The sequence below is a fragment of the Gemmatimonadota bacterium genome, from assembly GCA_026706845.1.
In the GTDB taxonomy this organism is placed as follows: domain Bacteria; phylum Latescibacterota; class UBA2968; order UBA2968; family UBA2968; genus VXRD01.
Genome location: JAPOXY010000225.1, coordinates 1 through 20,449, shown reverse-complemented (window position 1 = coordinate 20,449; position 20,449 = coordinate 1). Strand labels below are relative to the sequence as shown.

The following is a 20,449-nucleotide window of genomic DNA, read 5'->3' as shown; positions in this document are numbered from 1 at the left end:
AACAACAGACCCTTAGATAATAGACCCCACATAGCACCTCATCGTCCTTATCACAAAAAACAGAGCGTATAGTCGTTTTGCCCTTTTCCAGGCTCAAAGTAGCACTTACAGTTGCGTCGTTCTGCCCGACGGCTATCTCTCTATTCTGTCCCTCCACGGCGAGTATTGCCTTCGTTATCGGCAAGCTTATACCTTCTGGAAAGATGTCATCTTCCGCTCGGTATTCATCCAATCCGCCTGCGATGGCGGTCTCTGCTTCAGGCGGCCAGCGACGCATCTCAAAGGTGTACTCACCTGCTTTCTCGATCTCAATGTGCCAATCGCCCATGATGCGAGCTCCCTGGCGAACAGAACGCTGAGGCGTATTATTTACCTCACCTTCGTAATCATCCCAGTCAAAGAGACACAAATCGACAACTTGCGTATTCTCACCACCCACAGGAAACGCGTTCACTCGCTGGATACTCGGTTCAATACCTTGCCACCATGCTTCATAGTGTCTCTTTAGCTCAGCCACTATTTCAGGAAATTCATCCGAAATGTCATTCTCCTGGGCGGAGTCGTTCCCGATATCGTACAACTCCTTCCCGGAAATAAGTCTCCAATTCTGCCAGATAACACACGCATCATGTTTTTGCGGCACGGGCGGACGCCTGGTGAACTGGACCACAAGTTTCCGTTCGTTGAGTGTTTCGCTCTCACCGCCGAGAAGGATCGAGGTCAAGTCCACGCCATCGCAGTAAAAACCTTCGGGTGCATCGAGTCTACACAGTGCCATTAATGTGGGCAGAATATCTTGAACTTGGGTCACTTGCTTTAGATCCTGGCCATGATTGAGGTTCCTCTTTGGCCAGCGGATAAAACTCGGGACGCGATGACCGCCTTCGAAAAGCGTGCCCTTGCTGCCCCGCATACCTGCATTGTAGTATTCCACACCTGCCGTACCGCCATTGTCGGTCATGAACATCAAGATCGTATTCTCTTTCAGTTCATTTTCTTCCAGGAACTCGTCTAGCCGAGTGATATTCTCATCTATATTGGCAATCATACCAAAAAAGCTGGACAGTTTATGTCCCAAATGCCGATACGGTTCACGGTATTGGTCGGGAACATAGTGAGGACCATGAGGACAATTTGTAGGAAGGTAGAGAAAGAATGGCGCCGAAGCCTCGCGGCATTCCTCTATAAAGGCAATGGCTTCACGAAACCACACATCGGTGCAATACCCCTTAAATTGTCTCACCTCGTCTTTATCCCAATAGTGATCATCGAAATAGTCGTTGTTCCAGTAATCCGGCGTCTGCGTAATGGCCGCACCTTTGTGGTGGATCGACGCATCAAAACCGCGATCATACGGACGAAAGGGATAATTGTCGCCGAGATGCCATTTTCCAAAATGCCCGGTCCGATAACCACTATCCCTGAAAATGTCGGCCATCGTTGGGATCTCAGGAAAAATGCACTCATGCCCATAAGCCCAGGAGTATGCACCGTTGCGCAAAGCATCACATCCCGTAAGCAACTGACTGCGCGTAGGCGTACAGATCGGCGCCACATGGAAGTTGTCCAGGCGGACACTTTCTTGACGTAGCTTGTCCATAGATGGCGTTTGAAGTTCCGGATTGCCATGGCAGGACAAGTCACCGTAGCCTTGATCATCGGTGAGAAGAATAATTACGTTTGGTCTATTCTCTTCCACGAGTAAAGCTCCCGGAAACGGTTCTTTCATTACTTTTCTACGGGGGGCCACAAATGCGTCGACACCCCACGCCTGGGTTCACCTGTTGTATTCCCACTCGTATAGTGCAGGGTCCGTCCGTGGTGAAAGGTTGCATCACCCGGTTCATACTCTACCACCACGGCCTGGCTTTCGTCCACAATCACTTCCAGTGCATTGTTAATCGGATTTTTGTGTTTCGCACTGATGTGTTCTGCAATCCCATTCAAGTGACTGCCGGGAATAAACTGTAAAGACCCCATTTCCTTTGTCGCCTTAGACAAAGCCAGCCAGCACGTCAGCGCCCGATGGTTCGCTTCACCCGGCCAACCATATCCCGCATCCTGGTGCCACAATAATTCCACCTGAGAGTGAGGTGGTTTGTAAATTAACTGATCGTACCGATAGTCAATATCCTCACCCAGCAACTCCTTTCCTATCTGCACAATGCGCTGTCGATATTCATGACCTTCCCACCCAGGTATCCTCAATGAAGGATTGCCAAGTTGCAGCGTCTTACCCGGTGCAATGCGGTCCTTCCAGGCCGGCACATCAAACTCATCACGAGTCGCCCGATCATAATCTCGTGCCAGTCCAGCAACCATCTCTTCATGAATCAGGTGCCGCACCACAACAAACCCATCGCGATGAAAAATATCGATCTGCTCCTGCGTCAGAATTCGCTCTGACATACCTATCACACCTTTCTCAAAGATATCACATAGATCATGATTCTATGGTTCTGTCATCTGGCAGACTCGCCCCGGCTGCGTTCCCATTCCTCAACGCTCATGTCCCCGGCGACGATGTGGCTATTGTCGCCGATGCGGTCTGGATGGCGCAGTTCCGGTTGATCCACAAACCTGGCGCGCAACGCCTTGTGTTGGTTCTCTGGCTGTAGCACATCCTCCTCGCCCTCGGCGAGGTGCCGATACAGCAGCTTCAGCTCCGGGGAGAACCTGGCGAAAACCTCTCGCGGCACGTAGGTCCTTAGTGTGTGGCCGCCCGAGTGCAAGTTGCCAAACTCATTCCCAGACAGCCACCATGGCGCATATCGGCACACCACCGCCGTGCGCTCGTGTTCGCTCTGGTTAAGCCCGGTCGAGTGCCAGCTCCTTGTGTCCTGCATAAAAACCGAGCCCGCCGGGGCAGAGACCTGGAATTCTCCTGGAATTGACGCACGCGCGTCGATGCCGTCGTCGGGACCTCGCGGGTTACGCGGGTCTTTGTGCGACCCCGGCACGATCCACGTGCCGCCGTTGAACGGGGTAACGTCTTCCGGACCGAGGTACCAGACCGTGGATAGTGCCATGCAGACGTCGGGGAAGGGCTGGGTGACTGCGCCGCAGTGCTTCCAGGGATGCTCGCTGTTTGGCCCATACGCGCTCAGATCGTGTGGCCAGTCAGAATGCCAACCGCGGTGCTTAAGCTGCTGCTCGGATAGCGGTTTCTTAGCCGGTCGCGACGACTTGTTGACCTCCGTCTGCAAAATACGAATGTGCGTATCGAGCATGGCTCTGGCAACCCGCAGTACGCGAGGCTCCGCGAGGTACTCGGCGAAGGTCTCGCACCGCGCGATATCGCACAGTTCGGCGTGCGGTGCCATAGGTGGCCGCACCGGGTCCTCGCGCCATCTTTCGAAGCGCTCAGGGCTGTCGTCGATCTCGGCATCGGGGTCTCTCTGACGCTCTATCTCTATGCGCTTGCGGCGCTCCGCCTCGCGGTCCTGTTGCAACAGCTCGCGACCCCGGTGCACACTCTCGCGCACCGCGTCGATCTGATCTTTGGGAATCACCCGCTCGATGACGCAGAACCCCTGGGTTCGCAGCGATTGCACATATCCCTCAATCTCTGCATCGCCCCCTTTGGGAATGCCCGTGCCGATGGAGTAAGGGACGCGCAGCCGCTCATCTAAATTTAAGTGTTTTGACATAATCAACTCACTGGTTTAAGGATTAAAAAAAGCTATGGCAGATGTATAATCTTCTTGTTCGGCCATATTTGGTTCTCTGGTTGAAAATGAAAAACTGGAGATGTGGCTCAACGAATCGGTCCTGGATAAGAACACGCCATCCCATTGCGGATGAGCATTCCCCGATCGGCCTGATTCGCCTTTTCAGCCATCTCATCGCGAAATGTGATCATGACACCGCCCCATCGCGTGCGATCGCTCGGATTTGGGGGACTCATATGCCACATATGCGCATGCCAGACCACCGCATCGCCCGGTCCCAAGGGCACAGGTTCAGGCGTCTTATCCTTTAAAAGCTCACGCGGAATCTCTGGGTGCAACCCATCATACTGCACGTGTTCGATCACGTCGCCTTTGTGGGCGCCTGGCATCACATGTAAACACCCATTCTCCAGATCGACAGTCTCCAGAGCCACCCAACAATTAAAATGTTCGCGCTTGTGTAGCCTGATGCCACGCGAGGCATCGCGCTCCCACAACCAAATGTCCTGGTGCCAGGGAACCGATTCGCCGATTCGAGCCTGCTTCGTAAAAAAACGCGTGCCTTGCACGCGAACATTCTCACCCAGAAAGCGTTGGTTCATTGCAATCACATTCTCTGCTGTCAACCACTCCTCCCAAAGCACCCGGCTATGAAGGTCCCGATCGCCCACAGCCCATACCGCCGCATCACCGTCAACACCTGTGTCATCTGCGCGATCAGTGGTCAATCTGAATCCTTCCGGCTTTTCTGCGATGACCCGTTCAAGTTCACTTCGCACGGCCTCAACTGCTTGGGCTGAAATCAGATTTCGAACCACAAAATAACCGCGCTCTTCAAACTGCGCCTCTGCATCTTCGGGGATATAAAACTCACTCATGTGCTACTCCTCCCTGGCGGTTGTACCATCTACAAGGGTATCCTAACTGTCACGAATTTACTCGCCCAAATTCTATTCTTTCTCTATTCCGACATATCATACAACGCGACGATATAGGGATGGTTGGGATCGTACGTCGTGAGTGGCTTAGGATTTTCCACCCGACCACAGGGACGTTGGTTCGCACCGGTAACGCCCGTGATGTCGTCTCCCAAATCCACGCGGGCTAATTCCGCTGCATCTTCGAGCTTCTGAACCACGTCAGGAACTTCGTCGTACTTATTATCCGTCTCCCCAATGTCGGCATCCAAATCGTACAACTCTTTGAGATGGAGATGCAGCTTATAGTCGCCACTCCGTATCGCATCAAGATTGCCCTCCTTGAAGTACAGAAATTCTTTGTATCCAGATGATGCGCCAGCTTCCTGCGTCATGAGCCCCAGCATCGTATGACCATCTCGAATGACGCCATCTTCAATATCGGCTCCAGTGATGTCAGCGAATGTCGGCAGGAAATCCATCATAGTGCTGATCTCGTTACAGATGGTGCCTGCAGGGATACGTGCAGGCCATTTCATAATGCAGTTCACCCGCTGCCCTCCTTCCCAGGTCGATCCCTTGAATCCACGCAAGGGTGTATTAACGCTCTTGCTTGCGCCACCATTATCGGATACAAAGATAATGAGTGTATCGTCCGTCAATCCGCACCGTTCAAGCTCGTATTCGAGCATCGCCAAACTCCAGTCGATATGCGCGACTGCTGCACCGAGGACGCCGTTCTCAGATTGTTTTTCGAAGACTTCCGGTACGAACAATGGGTTGTGTACATAGGTATGCGCGAAATAGAGAAAAAACGGCCGACCAGCGTTCTCTCTGATAAACGTCACGGCCTCCTCGGTATATCGTTCCGTAATGGAGGTCTGATCGGGCTGTTCCTGTACCACCACGCTATCTCGCATGAGCGGAAGAGGAACCTCAATATGTTCTGCCCACGCGACTCCGGGCCTCCGAGTTTGAAGCCCCATGTCGTTGCTATACGGTATCCCAAACCAGGAATCGAAACCATAATGAGCAGGTAAAAACTCAGGTTGATCGCCCACATGCCACTTTCCGATGACTTTTGTTGTGTACCCACCTCCCTTCAACACCGACGCAATCGTCTTCTCCTGGGGGTTCAACCCCTCTGCCTGCCCAGGAAACAACACCCCACGTTTTTCGATGACCTCTCCTGAACCATCGATTTTTCGAACGTCGAAAGCATGCATGTTGAGCCTTCGAGGGTATGCCCCAGCCAGCATTGCAGCTCTGGAAGGGGTGCATACTGGAGCGGCAGCGTAGAAATCGGTGAACCGTATGCCTTGTTCGGCCAACCGGTCGAGTGCTGGTGTTTTGTTGAGCGTTGATCCATAACAGCCGATATCGGCGTATCCTAAATCATCGCAATTTATGAGGATGATGTTCGGACTCTTTTTTGACATGGTTCACTCCAAGCAGGTTGGTATGACAAGAAACAGGTATGTCAGAAACGACCTTTCCATCATTCCTTTGCACCTTTTTTAAAACTGTCTAAGGTTTCACGGAGTTCTTTCACAACTTCAGGATGATCGTCTGCGACATTGTTCTTTTCGCCAATGTCGCGATCCAGATCGTATAACTCCAGCCCATTTGTTCCAAAATCCATCAGAAATCGATGGTCTTGTTCTGGTTTTCGCCCAGGAAGCAGCAACTTCCAATTTTCCTTTCTAATACCGACGCCCATATTGGCATCGCCTTCTCCCACTTGATCATAGATAAAGGTTTCTCGGCCTTCTTCGGCTTGCCCCAAAAGCAATGCGGTCTGATCAATGCCGTCAATCACGCGATCCATCGGTGGTTTGGTACCTGATAGTGCGGTAAAAGTCGGCATTAAATCAATCGTGGCCCAGAGCGCATCCGAGGTGCGCCCAGCCGGGACTTTACCCGGCCAACGGACAATACAGGGCACACGAGATCCAGCTTCATAAGCTGATCCCTTACCGGCGCGCAACGGCCCGGGATCGCCCCAAAAGATGGAACCCTCTGGGTGGCCTTTCTTGTTTTCATAGTACTTTGATTGGCACCACGGTCCGTTATCCGTAGTATAGATCACCAGTGTGTTGTCGCGCAGCCCCAGTGTGTCCAGCTTGTCGAGCAAACGTCCGGTCTCATGGTCTAACTCTTCAACCACATCCCCATATAGCCCGCCAGCCGATTTTCCCTTAAACTCAGGAGATGCATCGATGATTGTGTGCAACATCGTATGCGCCAGATAGAGCACAAACGGCTTGTTCGGATCTCGGAAATTCTCCAGAAAATCAATCGCTTTATCGGTGTACAGGCGAATCGTACAGCTCATGTCTTCAGTTTCACCAACCGCTTTGTTATTCTCGTGAAACTTTATATATCCGTTGTCGTTTGCGCCAAGAGTACCGTAATAATAATCAAACCCCTGCGCGTTCGGCATGCGCTCGATAATTTCCTTCCTGTTCGAGACATCCCACTTACCGACGCAGGCTGTCTGGTATCCTGCGGGTTTCATCAGCTCGGCAAAAGTAATCTCACTGGCGGGCATCCCCCAGCCCTTACTGCGGACCGGATAGCGACCAGTGAGCAATGCCGACCGCGACGGACCGCACACCGGCTGGGCGTAAAAGCTGGTGAAGCGCGTGCCCTCTTTCGCCAGTTGATCCAGTCGCGGTGTCTTGTTCTTTTTGTTTCCAAAACAGCCCAGATCCGCATATCCCTGATCATCGGTAAAAATAATCAGAATATTCGGACGTTCTTTGAGATCATCATCTATCGACTTACTCATCTGATAAACCTTTCTTTTTGCATCTGTGGTTGTGCAAAATATGGGGATTGCCCCTTTCTGCCGTGGTTTAAGGACCAGTGCAGATCCGTTGTCTCGCTTGCGCATCGCATCATGTGATACACCTGGAATCGCACGTTGTGAGTGGCTGGGGATTAATATCGCTGAATAGGATTCGCCTCCCCCTCAACCCGATGCTTATACAGCAACTTTACTTCCTCAGGAAACCTTTCATAAATCTCCCTCGGCACCATTGCCTGATTACGCCCCCCAAATTCCAGATTCATCCACCATGGCGAATACCGCGTCAGCATCGTCACTCGCGGTTCATCGCTCGGATTATTTCCCGCCGTATGCCAGATTCGACTATCGATCATCACGACACTCCCTGCTTTTCCTTCCAGCTGAATCTCGCCCGGGATCGATTGCTTGATCGGAATATCATCGTGCACTTCTGGCGGATTGCGCGGGTCCAAGTGACTCCGCGGATTCCGCAAATCCCGATGACTGCGAGGCACCACCCAGGTGCCACCATTCTCTGGTGAAAAATCCGACAACATCCATAATGCCGTAATCCCTGCCACCACATTGGGAAACGGCATTATAAAAGCACCTGCCCGTTCTCGGTCTGTCAAATCGTGTGGAAAATCTGAATGCCACCCCCGGTGATCCATCTTTCGCTCACCGGGTTGCCGTGTCTTAAACTCCGTCTGTGCAATACGTATGTGATGCGGATCCAACAGTGCCTTTGCAATGCCCACCACGCGTTCATCGCCAAAATAAGCTGCAAGACCGGGAATAAACGAAACTGCATTTCTATGAGGTTTGCCCTCTGCGTCAGATTGAAACACAAGTGAACCACCGATCTCTTCATAATACTTCAGCCCATTTTTATGACCCTCCTGCACATGATCACAAAGAGAATCGACCTGATCCTCAGGAATCACCCCTTCGACCAAACACCAGCCCTCTGCTTTCATTTGCTCAACATGAGATTCGATTATTTCAGATACAGACATAACATCCTCCGTAGTTTTGCAGCTTTCCAAAATCGCTTGTCTCTGTATCTTGCCCCCAAAGCTAAATCGGTAAATTTATCAATCTATATTATCCTCATCTTTTTTAGATATGATTTGAAAAGCAGACTCCTCTGTCAAGGGCATTCTTCAGATCCACTCTGAACCGGATCGTCCCCCAACCTTTCCAGAGTCTTGGGGAACACAGGTTGACATCTTCTGGTCTAAATAGACGCAGCAGATCATAATATCATAACACCCCTCAGGAGAACATCACCGTGCAAATTACAGATGTAAAAACAACCGTTCTGTCGATGCCTCATCTATCAGGCATCCAGGACGCCACCATTCGTCACCTTGAACAGGGCAGAACACAGTGCTTTGTCCACATCGTCACCGATGAGGGATTGGAAGGGTTGGGCACCGGAGGGGGCGCACGGGCCGCCCGCGAGATCATCGAAGGGTCGTTCAAACCCATTCTGGTGGGTCAGGACCCACTCAACATCGAACAATTGTGGGACGACATGTTCTGGCGCATACGCGGTGTGGGCCGCAAAGGCCTGGCCTTTTGCGCCCTTTCAGCAGTCGATATTGCCCTGTGGGACTTGAAAGCCAAGTATTATCAAACCCCTCTCTACAAACTGCTCGGCCCTTATACGGACACCGTCCCAGTTTACGGTAGCGGCGGTTGGACCCACTTCAGCGTAGATGAATTAATTGCCGAACAGGCCAGCTATGTAGAACGCGGCATGAAGTCCGTGAAAATGAAGGTCGGCAAAGATTTTGGTCAAAGTGAGGGTGAAGATGTGGCGCGACTATCTGCGGTGCGGAAAGCACTGGGCGATGACATAGAGATTCTCATCGACGCAAATAATGGGTACTACGCCAAACAAGCCATTCGCATGGCTCAGGCGTTTGAGGAATACAACATCGGCTGGTTTGAAGAACCCGTGCTGGCTGATGACATCGAAGGCCTGGCCGCCATTGCTCGTGCCACCACGATTCCCATCGCAACTGGCGAACACGAGTACACCAAATACGGCTTTAAAGACCTCATCGCCCGGGGCGGAGCAGATATCGTCCAACCCGATGTAGGCCGAGTCGGCGGCATCACCGAATGGATGAAAGTGGCACACCTCGCCCACGCCTTCAACCTGCCCGTTGCGCCACATGCCTACCAGCTCATCCACCTGCACCTATCTTGCGCGACCCCAAATCTGCGAATTGTGGAATACCTCGGCATGGTGGAAGAAGCCGACCGGATAACCTACACAGAATTTTCCGAGCCGGTCAATGGCGTCTGGTCGCCCAATCCCGACAAACCCGGTCTGGGCCTGGAACTGGACCCCGAGGCAGTGAAGCAATACGCAGTATAGATCAACAAGAATCATCGATTTCGCTATTTACGGCGCAATTGGCTCGGGGAAATTGAATCTCACCCAATGCCATTGGAACATATCATTGGTCGCGTCATTCCATCCCAACAAACGCCCTTTCATATTCTCTAACACATCGGCGCACATCGGGTCATCAATCCGATTATTCATCTCCGCGGGATCGGTTTCGAGATCGTATAATTCATCCAGATCGTGAGGTGTATAAACGTATTTCCATTTCTCCGTACGCACCATTCGCTGCGAGCTATATCCCCACACCTCACCGTGACTTTCGCAATACACACTATCTGCCCAATCGGCGGGATCATCGCCATTCACAAGCGGTACCAAACTCCTCGCATCCAATCCCTCGGGCAATTTCCCACCACCCCATTCGACAAATGTCGGCATCAAATCCATCAGCCGAACAAATTGCGATACATTGCGACTCACGCCTCCCGGCACTTTCATCAGCAGCGGAATCCGAAATACCTCATCATACATAGTACCCGATTTTTCAAAATGCTTGTGACTGCCCGTGGCATCACCGTGATCTGTGCTAAAAAGGAATATCGTATTATCCTCAATCCCACATTCCCGTATCGCATCCAGCATGCGCCCCACGCATGTATCAATCAGAGACACATCGCCGTAATACTTGGCAACCACCTGTCGCCACCACGCCCAATCTTTATCTTGAAGATTCCATTCTCGATGTTTGCGCAAATGAGCCGCGGGTTTGCCTTCAAAAGATTCGTCAAAATTTGGCCATGGCGGAATGGATTCAGGATCGTACATCGACGCATAAGGCTCCGGAACAATATTGGCAAAATGAGGTGCTGTTGCATCAATTCGCAAAAAAAACGGCTTATCTCCTCCTGCCCGTTCGCGCAACATCTCGATCCCACAATCCGTCACCGTCCACGTTTTATACTCTTCTGGCGACATCTCACCCGTACCCGCCACAGGGAAAGAACTTCCGGGAAACTCAACCGTCAATTCTGTACCAGGGACTATTTTCCCGCGTCCCCCCCTACCCATCTTATGTCGATCAAAGCCGTATTCCTCAGGTCCAATATCTTGATGGACGTGCCACTTCCCCGCATAATCCAGCACATACCCCGCCTCTTTGAGCAAACGGCTAAACGTCGGCACATCTGTTGACAATCCCCTATTCCACGCAGGCGCAATATGCGTATTGAGCATCACCCCGTGATTGTGCGGATAAAGACCGCTCATCAAAGAAGCGCGTGCAGGAGAACAAACAGGGCTTGTGGTATATGCCTGATCAAACCGTATGCCCTCCTCTGCGAGTCGATCCAGATTGGGCGTCTGACAAATCTCATTGCCATAACACCCCAACGCATCGCGTCTCAACTGATCCGTAAGAAACAAAACAATATTGGGCGCCATAATTCCTCCTGTCGTATGGCCTTTTGCCGACATTCAATCTATCGGTCTTATCTACAATGTTCGAGAGGGCGTGTCAAGGAGAATGCTCAGAACAAATAATTGGTAATATTCTTGAATGCTTGATTTACGTACATTTGTAAACTAAATTGCGTTGGACCGCACTGGCAGACAATTCTTAAGGAGAAGATAATGAGATCAGTAATCTGTGTTCACGAACGCTTTGACGCCTCCTGGCCCTTTGTGGCCGACCACTGGAACCGCCGCTGGCAGGAATCGGGAGCGTGCGAACTCTATCGCACCGAGGCATCTGGGACTCGAGCGCCACAGATGGTGGAGAATCCTTCATCGGTACATCGGCTCGTCCTCCTTGGCCTTCCGGCGGACACTGAGGATCTTGAGCCATTTTCTGGTCTTGAGGAACTCTACCACGATGCAGCAGGCCAATCAAACGCTGGCCTCGATGGCGCACACGCCCGTGGGGTGAACATCATTCGCCCTCGTGGTACCATTCAATGGGGACAAACGGTTGCTGAGTTTGCGCTCGGACTCACAATAAGTGCATTGCGACGGATACCGCAGACCTACGTGGAGATGATGGAGAGCCACGAGACCTGGAAATACAAACCAGACGTAGGCAAACCCGGACAGAGGGGCGCTCAATTTGGCGACGACCCACGCTTTGTGAGCGGCACCATTGCTGGGAAGCGAGTACGCGTCGTTGGCATTGGTAATATTGGAGGACGGTACGCTTCATGGTGTTCGAACATGGGAGCAGATGTGGCCGTCTGGGATCCATTTGCTCCGGAGGCATCGTTTACGCTCGCCGGTGTCAGGCGATGCTTCGATCTCTCAGAACTCGTGAAAGACGCCGATATTTTTGCGCCGATGGTCCCCTTGAAGGACGATACGCGTGGGCTGGTTGGCCCGGAGGCCATTCGCACATTGCCGCATCAATCGCTCGTCGTTCTGGTGACACGCGCAGCGATCTGCGACACCGAAACACTGTATCAACGGGTCCTCAATGACGAACTCTCTCTGGCCGCAGACGTCTGGGACATTGAACCGGTGCGTTTGGATTCTCCACTGCTTGGCCGCCACAATGTGGTCCACACGCCGCACAATGCCGGGCGCACGATTGATGCAAATCACGCGCGGGCAGACGATGCAATAAACCGGTTTCGGCCGCGTAGCTCGTGAACTCGTATAGAAAAGGAACTTTTCAACCCATGAAACAAACCCACTCACTTGACGGAATCTGGCAAGTCATCTACGATCACGACAACAAAGGCCGCACGCTCAACTTACAGCACCGCGAAAATTTCTACGCCTACGAAGACTTGGAGCAAATAACCGTCCCCGCATGTCTCGAAGAATTCAAACAAGATTACGAAGGCGTAGCCTGGTATGGCAAAACATTTACCCTTCCCCCCGACTGGCAAAACAAAACAATCCGCCTGCATTTTGAAGCAGTCAACTACCGCGCAGAAATCTGGGTCAATGGCGAAGCCGCTGGCGCGCACGAAGGCGGATACATCGGCTTTGAACTCCTGATAGACGACCTCTTAACCGAAGGCGAAAACTTCATCGCCATTCGCGTCATCACCCCACTCATACTCCGGGATGTGGTCATTGACGGCATAGGCCGCGATGACATGCCCCACTGGCGCGGCGCAATCGCTGGCGGTATATGGCAATCGGTTTCCCTCATCGCTACGGGTCCTGTGTACGTTGACGACACATTCGTTACATCCGACATCCACACGGGCGAAGTCAACATAGCCACCACATTTCAGAATCGGAATTTAAAAATACAATCCGCAACCATCACCTGGTCAATCACCGAATACAAAAGCGACACACAGGTCGCCTCTGGACAAGAAACGCTCAACCTGAACCCCGGCACAAGCCATCGCGAAGAAATATTCACCATCCCAAACCACAAACTCTGGCAACTCGACGAACCCAATCTCTACGTCGTCACCGCCACAGTCGCCCTCGGGAGCGAAACATCAGATATCGAAAAAACGCGCTTCGGCTTCCGAGAATTTACAGCCAAAGGCAAAACCTTCTACTTAAACGGCGAAAAAATCATCCTCAAAACCACCTTCAACGAAGCCTTCTATCCACACTCCCTCGCATACCCACGTGACCTCAATCTTCTAAAAAAAGAATTTCAGCTTATCAAAGACGGCAACATCAACATGATCCGCCCGTGGCGCAAACCCCAACCGCCAATCGTATATGATCTCGCAGATGAAATGGGCGTCTTATTTGTAGGCGCACTCCCCGTCGAATGCATGGACAACTGGCCCCAGATCACCCCATACACCCAACAACGCATCGAAAACGAAGCCACGGAAATGGTCAAACGCGACCGCAACCACCCCTCCATCGTCATTTGGGAAATGTTTAACGAAATCATGCGCGACGGCCTCAAACGCCTCAAACACAGCGTATCCTTAAAAGCGCGTGAGTGCGATCACACCCGCATGATCATCGATGAAGCAGGCGGATTTGCCGATGGATGCAGTATTTATCTTCCCGGCTCTTACGAACCCATTGTCATCAACGATGTACACAACTATCCCGGCACACCCTTTGCCCAAAGCAGTTACGACAATTTGCTCGCACTCGGCAAAACCGAGGGGCAACTAAAAGAAATGGGATTGGAAATCGCCCAATTTACCAACAGCAAAATCAAACCCGACTTGCTCACCAATATCTCAGAACTCGGGTATGGCAGTATTCCCGACCTCGAAGCAAATTTTGAACAATACAAAACAGAAGGCAATCCAATCACGCCAGATTACCGCATGCACGAACGCCTCCTCAATTCGTACCTCTCGGTCTTTCGCGAAACAGGAACAGATCAAATCTTTCCCAACTTCCACACCTTTGTACAGGCCTGTCAGGAAATCCACGCCACTGGCAACAAACTCATGACCGAAGCCTGCCGCATCAATCCCGACATCGCGGGTATCGGCATCCACGCACTCAACGACGGCGACTGGGTCATCGGAGCTGGCTTAATCGACAATTTCCGAAATCCCAAAGAACCCTATTACGCCATCAAAGAAGTATTTTCTGACTGTTATATCGCCATTCGCCCCGGCAAACAAAATGTCTATGCAGGCGAAACCGTTCAGGTCCTGCTTACCACTGTCAATGACAAAAACGATCTATCGGGCACACTCTCCCTTCGCGTTACAACAAACGACGGACAGAATCTTCTCGACATAAACGAACAAATAACAATACCTGCAGGCATCACAGACCTGGCGATCTACGAAGTCAACACCCGTGGCATTGAAGGTCTATGCCAGATCGAAGTGACATTCACATCTGACGACACAGAACCCATCAAAAATCAATCCGGCATCTACATCCTCGACAAAAGCAAATCCGCTATTCCAGATGTACCCATAGCGACAATCGACCTCAACGGCGCACTCGGCAGATATCTTTCCAACACCACCGACTTCTCCACCCAAACACCCACAAACCAACTCGCGCTCATCAACCTCCAGGGTTGGAACGGCACACCCGATACCCGCTTCGCCGATCTCGCCACATGGGTTAAAAACGGCGGCACAGCTCTCTTCCTCAACCTGCCCGCCATGCACCTTCTCCAAATGGCACCGGGAAAAAGCCGCATGTCTCGCCACATCGACAAAGACATTTTCTTCCCATTCCCACTGTCTCTATACTCCGGCAAAGGGTTGTGGACGCCTTGCAGTCATGTCGTCAAAGACCACCCCTTCTACGATGGCTTGCCCTCAAATTGCCTGATGGGACAAGAATATCAAAACATCTCCTCCCAATGGTCTATTGTAGAACCCAAAACCGATTGGATCGGCGGCAACATCACCTACGATTGGTATGCGGGCCTCAAACACAAACAGAACTACATCGGCGTCACCAAAGCCTTTCACGGCGCTGACCTCACAAAAATCGACCACGGCAATGGCAAATACATTCTTTGCACTCATCGCATTGTCGAAAACCTGGGCACAGACCCGGTAGCGGATCGTTTACTGGGCAACATGCTCAAGACCCTCCTGTAACCATTATGAAAGGAATTCCCATGAGTAATGAGAAACGCCCAAATATTCTGTTCGTGTTTTCTGATCAGCAGCGTTATAGCGCGCTGGGTGCGAATGGCAATGACATAATCCAAACGCCTGTTTTGGATGCGATGGCAACTGAAGGAATGGTATGTGACAATATGTTTTCCAACCACCCGCTGTGTTCGCCTTATCGAGCGATTTTGTTAACCGGTCGGTATGGTTGGCAAAATTTGGTAATTGATAATGAGTACAGTCCGCGACGAGATATCCCAACCCTGCCAGGCACTTTGCGCGAGCATGGGTATGGCACTGCGCACGTGGGTACATGGCACCTGGGTAAAGGGCCGTACGGCGACGACAATCGGTACGGGCTGGATTATCTTGCGGCGCTTGCAGGCGGGAGAGGGCGGGGCGCCTACTTCGACAGATCCTATTACGAAAACGATGAGGGCCCAAACTTTTACGAAGGCTGGGCTCCAACGAACGAAACGGATTTGGCTATTCAATTTATGGAAAAACACCGGGACGCTCGAACAGACGATCCATTTGCCGTCTTTGTGTCCTGGCGACCTCCTCACTGGCCATATAAGCAGTATCCCGACGAATATAATATTTATAATCCTGCGGACATGGATGTGCCGGGCAATGTACCAGACGAGATGAAAGCATGGGCACATGAGGAACTTGCAGACTATTACGGGTGTTGTACAGGACTTGATGCAGATATGGGGCGATTGTTGGAAGCCCTGGATCGCTTAGGGGTCAGGGACAATACAATTGTCTGTTATACATCAGATCATGGAGATCACCTTTCAAGCCATGGGTATGGCAAACCCAGTAGTCGCTGGTTGGACGAGTCAATGCGGGCTTCAAAGGCAACACCTTATGAAGAATCTTGCCATGTGCCGTTTGTGGTACGTTGGCCCGATGCTATTGAAGCTGGTACGCGAACGGATGCCTTCTTTGGTGCGATTGATATTGTACCTACATTGCTCGGTGCTTGTGGAGTACCGTTGCCAGAAGGTCTGCAAGGGCGAGATATTTCGAGCGTATGGCAGGGCGGTGAAGCACCTGCAGATACGGAGTTAACGCCTGGTGGATCAGAGTCTGTCTATTTGCAGAATATGGCACATGGTTGGCCCAATCGCGACGGTTGGGTTGGGCGCTGGCGCGGTGTGCGTACCGAACGCTATACGTATGCGCGTTGGTTTGCTAATGAGCGAGGCCCCTGGCTGTTTGACCGACAGGAAGATCCGCTCGAAATGGTTAACCTGGCGAATTCTGCTGAAGCGCGGCCAGCACTTCAAGAAATGGAAGAAAGATTGCATCGCTGGATGGAAGGTACAAAAGATCCATTTGAATACGGCAGGCGTGGCCCCCGTGGCTTTTTGGAATTGGGACAGGAGTTTGCGGATCCGGATAAGTATCCTGGCTGGGGCGTTGCGTAATTGACAAATGGAAGAAAGGAATCACAAATGCGAATAGAACAAATCGACGCCTACGTCGTCAAATTACCCCGTCCCAATATCGCTGAAAATATTCCCGACTATGTGCGTCCTCGCAAATCGCTCTCATACGACACAGCACCTCCCATCGACGACATGGCAGCTGCGCGTTATGCCGAAGCCCTCTTTGTCAAAATCACTGCCAACAATGGCCTTGTCGGATGGGGCGAAGGCCAATCCCTGCTCGTTCCCGAAGCCACCAAAGCAGTCGTAGATCGCCTGTTTGCCCCCATTCTCATCGGCGAAAATCCACTCGCCCGCGAGAAGCTCTACGACATGACCTACGGCACCATGCGCGGTCGCGGTTACCGCTCGGGTTATCTCGCGGCCGCCCTTGCCGGCATCAACAACGCTCTCTGGGATCTATCGGGCAAAGCCCTCGACGTCCCCTGCTACGTCCTTCTCGGTGGCCCCTACCGCGACAAAGTTCGTATCTACAACAACATCCATGGCCCCACACCCGAAGTCGGTGTTGAGCAAGCCCTCAAAGCCGTTGAAATGGGTTACGACGCGGTCAAATATCACCTCAATCGGCCCTTAAAAAATGCCGTTGCCGTCGTAGAAGCCACACGCGAAGCCGTTGGTCCCGACGTCGATATCCTCGTCGATCTCACCTGGCACTACGACGTGCCCGGTGCAATTGCCCTGGGCAAAGAGCTCGAAAAATTCGATGTATTCTGGCTCGAATCGCCCGTACCCAGCGAAGACCTCCGCCGCCATGCCGAAGTGCCGCGCGACCTCACCCTGCCCATCTGTATCGGTCAGGAATATTACAACGCCTATCAATTCCGCGCTGTTCTGGAAGCACATGCCGCCGACATTCTCCTGCCCGACCTCGCGCGAACAGGCATCACGGGCAGCCAACGTATCGCCCACCTCGCCGAAACCTTCGACATCCCACTCGCCCCAGCTGTCGGCGCAGGCAACGTCCTCTCCACCGCCGCGCAACTCCAGCTCTCGGCAGGCATTCTCAACTTTGTCATCATGGAACACTTCGACCAGAGCTTCCAGCTAAAAAGCGATCAAATCCTCAAACACTCCCTCACCCGAAATGGCAGCTATCTCGAACTGCCCGATCGCCCGGGACTGGGCATTGAAATCGATGAAGAAAAATTGATGCAGTACGCAGTGAAATAAAACAGGAGCAAAAATGCCAAAAAATCTCGATTATAAAAAAATCATGACCGATCTCGATGAAGTGGGTTTCCACATCATTCCTTCGGTCATCCCAGAAAAAAAAGCCGATGAAGCACGAGGTATTCTTGAGCAACTCCTCAAAGAAGAAGCCACCGAGCAATCGCTTGCAGCCAAAACGCAGCGCGTAGGGCGCATCGCCGTCAAGCACCCCATCTTTCTCGAACTCCTGTCCCACCCGACCATCGTAACCCTGTGGCGCAAATACCTCGGCGACGACATGGTCTGCTCCACCTGGTCTGGCAATACAGTCTATCCGGGCGCAGACAGTTTTGGCTGGCATTCAGACTACCCTTATTGGTCTGTGCAACCGCCCTGGCCACCTGGCCGTCTCGCAGGACAAACCATCTGGCTTCTGAACGATCTCACCGAAGAAAACGGCGCAACCGCCATGCTGCCCCAAAGCCACCTCAAAGGTGAACCGCCACCGCCAGAACTCAAAAGCCAATGGATCGATGGCGGTAAAATCCTCACCGGCAAACGCGGAAGCGCCATTGTCATGCACGGTGCCTGCTGGCATACAGCTCGCCCAAACCAAACCGATGAAATTCGATCTGTTCTCCTCGGCATGTATATGCGTCCCTGGTTCATCCCACAAGAAGACATGCGCGGCCAACTGGCAGAGTTAGAAAAACCTTCTGACTTAGTACGCCACCTTATGTGCGCCAATCAACGAACGCCAAGTAATGTTGGCGCAAATCAATATGCAGCGAAATAACACAGGAAAAATTGAATATGACTGAGGGACAAGAAGTTACCAGCACAACAGGAGCAGTTGCAGCCGGACCTCCAGAGGCGGCAAGAATCGGTGCGAGAATACTCGAACAGGGCGGCAACGCCTTTGACGCAGCAGTGGCAACCAGTATGGCATGCTGCATGTTACAGCCACAATCCACGGGTGTGGGTGGTTATGTACTGTGTGCCGTGATCCTGGAAGGCGCCACAGGCAAAGTCTGGTCGATAGACGCCAATTCAATTTCGCCCAAAGCGGCTCACGAACACATGTACACCATCCTGCCAGCGCGTACCCGCGGAGGCATCAATGAAAATGAATACATCTGCAGCGTAAGGGACAATGCCAACGTCCATGGACCTCTCGCCATTGGTCCCCCAGGTATGATGGCAGGCATGGGCACCATTTGGGAAAAGTGGGGAAAACTCAAATGGTCCGATGTAGTAGCACCATCGCTGAAGCTACTCGAAGATGGCTTTCCCTTTGGTTCTACTGCAGGGGCGATCAAAAATCAGCAGAACGTGATCCGCAAATTTGAAGCAACAGAAAAACACCTGATGCCCGAGGGGCGTGTCCCGACACCAGATGATATCTGGCACCGCCGCGATATGGAAAAAACCCTTGCAAGAGTTTCAGAAGCCGGATGGCAGGATTTCTACACGGGGGAAATCGGTCACAAAATAGTAGATCACGTTCAAGCCACTGGCGGTATTTTGACAATGGAAGATATGGCTGCCTTCAAACCCGGCGTGACCGAACCATATACCACGACCTACCGCGAGGCATCCGTGCATGGTGCAATTTTGCCCAACGGCGGATTGTCCAGCTTGCAACTACTCAACATGTGGGAATGCTTCGATCCTCTACCGGAAAACACGGTCGAGTACTGGCACCAATTCGCCGAGCTTCTCAAGCTGGTCTGGCGAGATCGCCTTCTCCATCTCGCAGATCCAAACCATGTGGATGTACCGATCGAGCGACTTCTGAGCAAAGATTATGCAGCCGGCCGAGTGGAAACACTGCGCCAGTTTCCCAATGCGGTAGATCAGCTTGTGCCACCGCCAATGGGTGATTCAAATGATGGTACGCTCCACGTCTCTTCTGCAGATGCCGAAGGAAATGTGGCGGCCGTAACAATTTCTCAAGGCGGTGCTTTCGGCTCCCTTGTTACGGTACCCGATACAGGCATCATTCTGGGACATGGGATGTGCAGGTTAGATCCCAGACCCGGTCGCAAAAATTCCGTGGCTTCGCTCAAGCGACCACTGAACAACACAGTTCCGATCATCATTCAGCTTCCAGACCGGGATGTAGCTATCGGAATGCCAGGCGGCAGGCGTATCATCTCTGTGAACGCGCGTGCGGCCCAAAAAATCGTCGATTACGGCGCAACATCCTTCGAGGCTGTCAGTGGACCAAGGATGCATGTACAAACCCACGAGCCGGTAAGTGTGACCCGCACCTTGCCCGATGATATTGTGAATGGATTGATCGAAATGGGCCACGAGATCACACCGGTCAACAGTCTGGGCGGTGGGATCCACTGCGCGGAGTTTCTAAAAGCAGAAGGGACCGTCCGGGCAGGCGGCAATACATGGTCTGCAGGAAGCGATTCATAGATTTAAAGCGCTTCGAGATCAGGTCCTGGCGGATGAGACAGAATCCAATTATCCCTGCCTTTGGGCATGAAAATTTCGCCCGTGTTTTTGGCAATAATCACAAATGATAGGCAAAAAGACATCGGCATATTTCTTAAGTTTCACAGGACC

The 20,449-nt window shown here is 52.1% G+C and carries 15 protein-coding genes; 7 read left to right on the top strand and 8 right to left on the bottom strand.

The window, feature by feature from the left end; translation table 11 throughout:
* From OXG87_20385 to OXG87_20355, 7 genes are all read right to left on the bottom strand, one after another.
* Positions 1 to 1,729 (bottom strand): arylsulfatase (locus OXG87_20385; protein MCY3871914.1); only part of this gene is annotated, 1,729 nt, incomplete at its 3' end.
* On the bottom strand, positions 1,729 to 2,409 hold the full coding sequence (locus tag OXG87_20380; GenBank protein MCY3871913.1) for a phytanoyl-CoA dioxygenase family protein: 681 nt from the start codon (positions 2,407 to 2,409) through the stop codon (positions 1,729 to 1,731). The genes OXG87_20380 and OXG87_20385, both read right to left, overlap by 1 nt.
* Positions 2,410 to 2,462: 53 nt before the next feature.
* Complete coding sequence (locus tag OXG87_20375) at positions 2,463 to 3,650, bottom strand: phytanoyl-CoA dioxygenase family protein (protein MCY3871912.1); 1,188 nt, start codon at positions 3,648 to 3,650, stop codon at positions 2,463 to 2,465.
* 107 nt (positions 3,651 to 3,757) lie between these two features.
* Positions 3,758 to 4,549: a phytanoyl-CoA dioxygenase family protein gene (locus OXG87_20370; GenBank protein ID MCY3871911.1), complete on the bottom strand. Its 792-nt coding sequence runs from the start codon at positions 4,547 to 4,549 to the stop codon at positions 3,758 to 3,760.
* An 83-nt stretch (positions 4,550 to 4,632) separates the two neighbouring features.
* Positions 4,633 to 6,027, bottom strand: coding sequence for a sulfatase (locus OXG87_20365; protein MCY3871910.1), 1,395 nt, complete (start codon positions 6,025 to 6,027; stop codon positions 4,633 to 4,635).
* Between the two features lie 59 nt (positions 6,028 to 6,086).
* Positions 6,087 to 7,379 carry a sulfatase gene (locus OXG87_20360; protein ID MCY3871909.1) on the bottom strand — a complete coding sequence of 431 codons (1,293 nt, stop codon included), beginning with the start codon at positions 7,377 to 7,379 and terminating at the stop codon, positions 6,087 to 6,089.
* Between the two features lie 152 nt (positions 7,380 to 7,531).
* Positions 7,532 to 8,395 (bottom strand): phytanoyl-CoA dioxygenase family protein, encoded by an 864-nt coding sequence (locus OXG87_20355; GenBank protein MCY3871908.1) that lies wholly within the window; start codon positions 8,393 to 8,395, stop codon positions 7,532 to 7,534.
* A 275-nt stretch (positions 8,396 to 8,670) separates the two neighbouring features.
* Here OXG87_20355 and OXG87_20350 point away from each other — a divergent pair, with 275 nt between their 5' ends.
* Positions 8,671 to 9,768: a mandelate racemase/muconate lactonizing enzyme family protein gene (locus OXG87_20350; GenBank protein MCY3871907.1), complete on the top strand. Its 1,098-nt coding sequence runs from the start codon at positions 8,671 to 8,673 to the stop codon at positions 9,766 to 9,768.
* A gap of 27 nt (positions 9,769 to 9,795) precedes the next feature.
* On the opposite strand, the gene OXG87_20345 is transcribed toward OXG87_20350, so the two are convergent.
* On the bottom strand, positions 9,796 to 11,181 hold the full coding sequence (locus OXG87_20345) for a sulfatase-like hydrolase/transferase (protein ID MCY3871906.1): 1,386 nt from the start codon (positions 11,179 to 11,181) through the stop codon (positions 9,796 to 9,798).
* A gap of 189 nt (positions 11,182 to 11,370) precedes the next feature.
* Between OXG87_20345 and OXG87_20340 the strand changes: the two genes are divergently transcribed.
* The 6 genes from OXG87_20340 to OXG87_20315 are packed head-to-tail and all read left to right on the top strand — an operon-like array spanning position 11,371 to position 20,299.
* Entirely contained in the window at positions 11,371 to 12,378 is a 1,008-nt protein-coding gene (locus tag OXG87_20340; GenBank protein ID MCY3871905.1) for an NAD(P)-binding domain-containing protein, read from the top strand.
* Between the two features lie 29 nt (positions 12,379 to 12,407).
* A complete protein-coding gene (locus tag OXG87_20335; protein ID MCY3871904.1) occupies positions 12,408 to 15,245 on the top strand; it encodes a hypothetical protein in 2,838 nt (945 codons plus the stop codon).
* Positions 15,246 to 15,265: 20 nt separating this feature from the next.
* The gene (locus tag OXG87_20330) at positions 15,266 to 16,696 is read left to right on the top strand and encodes a sulfatase (protein ID MCY3871903.1); all 1,431 of its coding nucleotides are present in this window, start codon (positions 15,266 to 15,268) and stop codon (positions 16,694 to 16,696) included.
* A gap of 27 nt (positions 16,697 to 16,723) precedes the next feature.
* The gene (locus tag OXG87_20325; protein MCY3871902.1) at positions 16,724 to 17,890 is read left to right on the top strand and encodes a mandelate racemase/muconate lactonizing enzyme family protein; all 1,167 of its coding nucleotides are present in this window, start codon (positions 16,724 to 16,726) and stop codon (positions 17,888 to 17,890) included.
* Between the two features lie 13 nt (positions 17,891 to 17,903).
* The gene (locus tag OXG87_20320) at positions 17,904 to 18,665 is read left to right on the top strand and encodes a phytanoyl-CoA dioxygenase family protein (GenBank protein MCY3871901.1); all 762 of its coding nucleotides are present in this window, start codon (positions 17,904 to 17,906) and stop codon (positions 18,663 to 18,665) included.
* Positions 18,666 to 18,682: 17 nt separating this feature from the next.
* Complete coding sequence (locus tag OXG87_20315) at positions 18,683 to 20,299, top strand: gamma-glutamyltransferase (GenBank protein MCY3871900.1); 1,617 nt, start codon at positions 18,683 to 18,685, stop codon at positions 20,297 to 20,299.
* Positions 20,300 to 20,449: the final 150 nt, after the last annotated feature.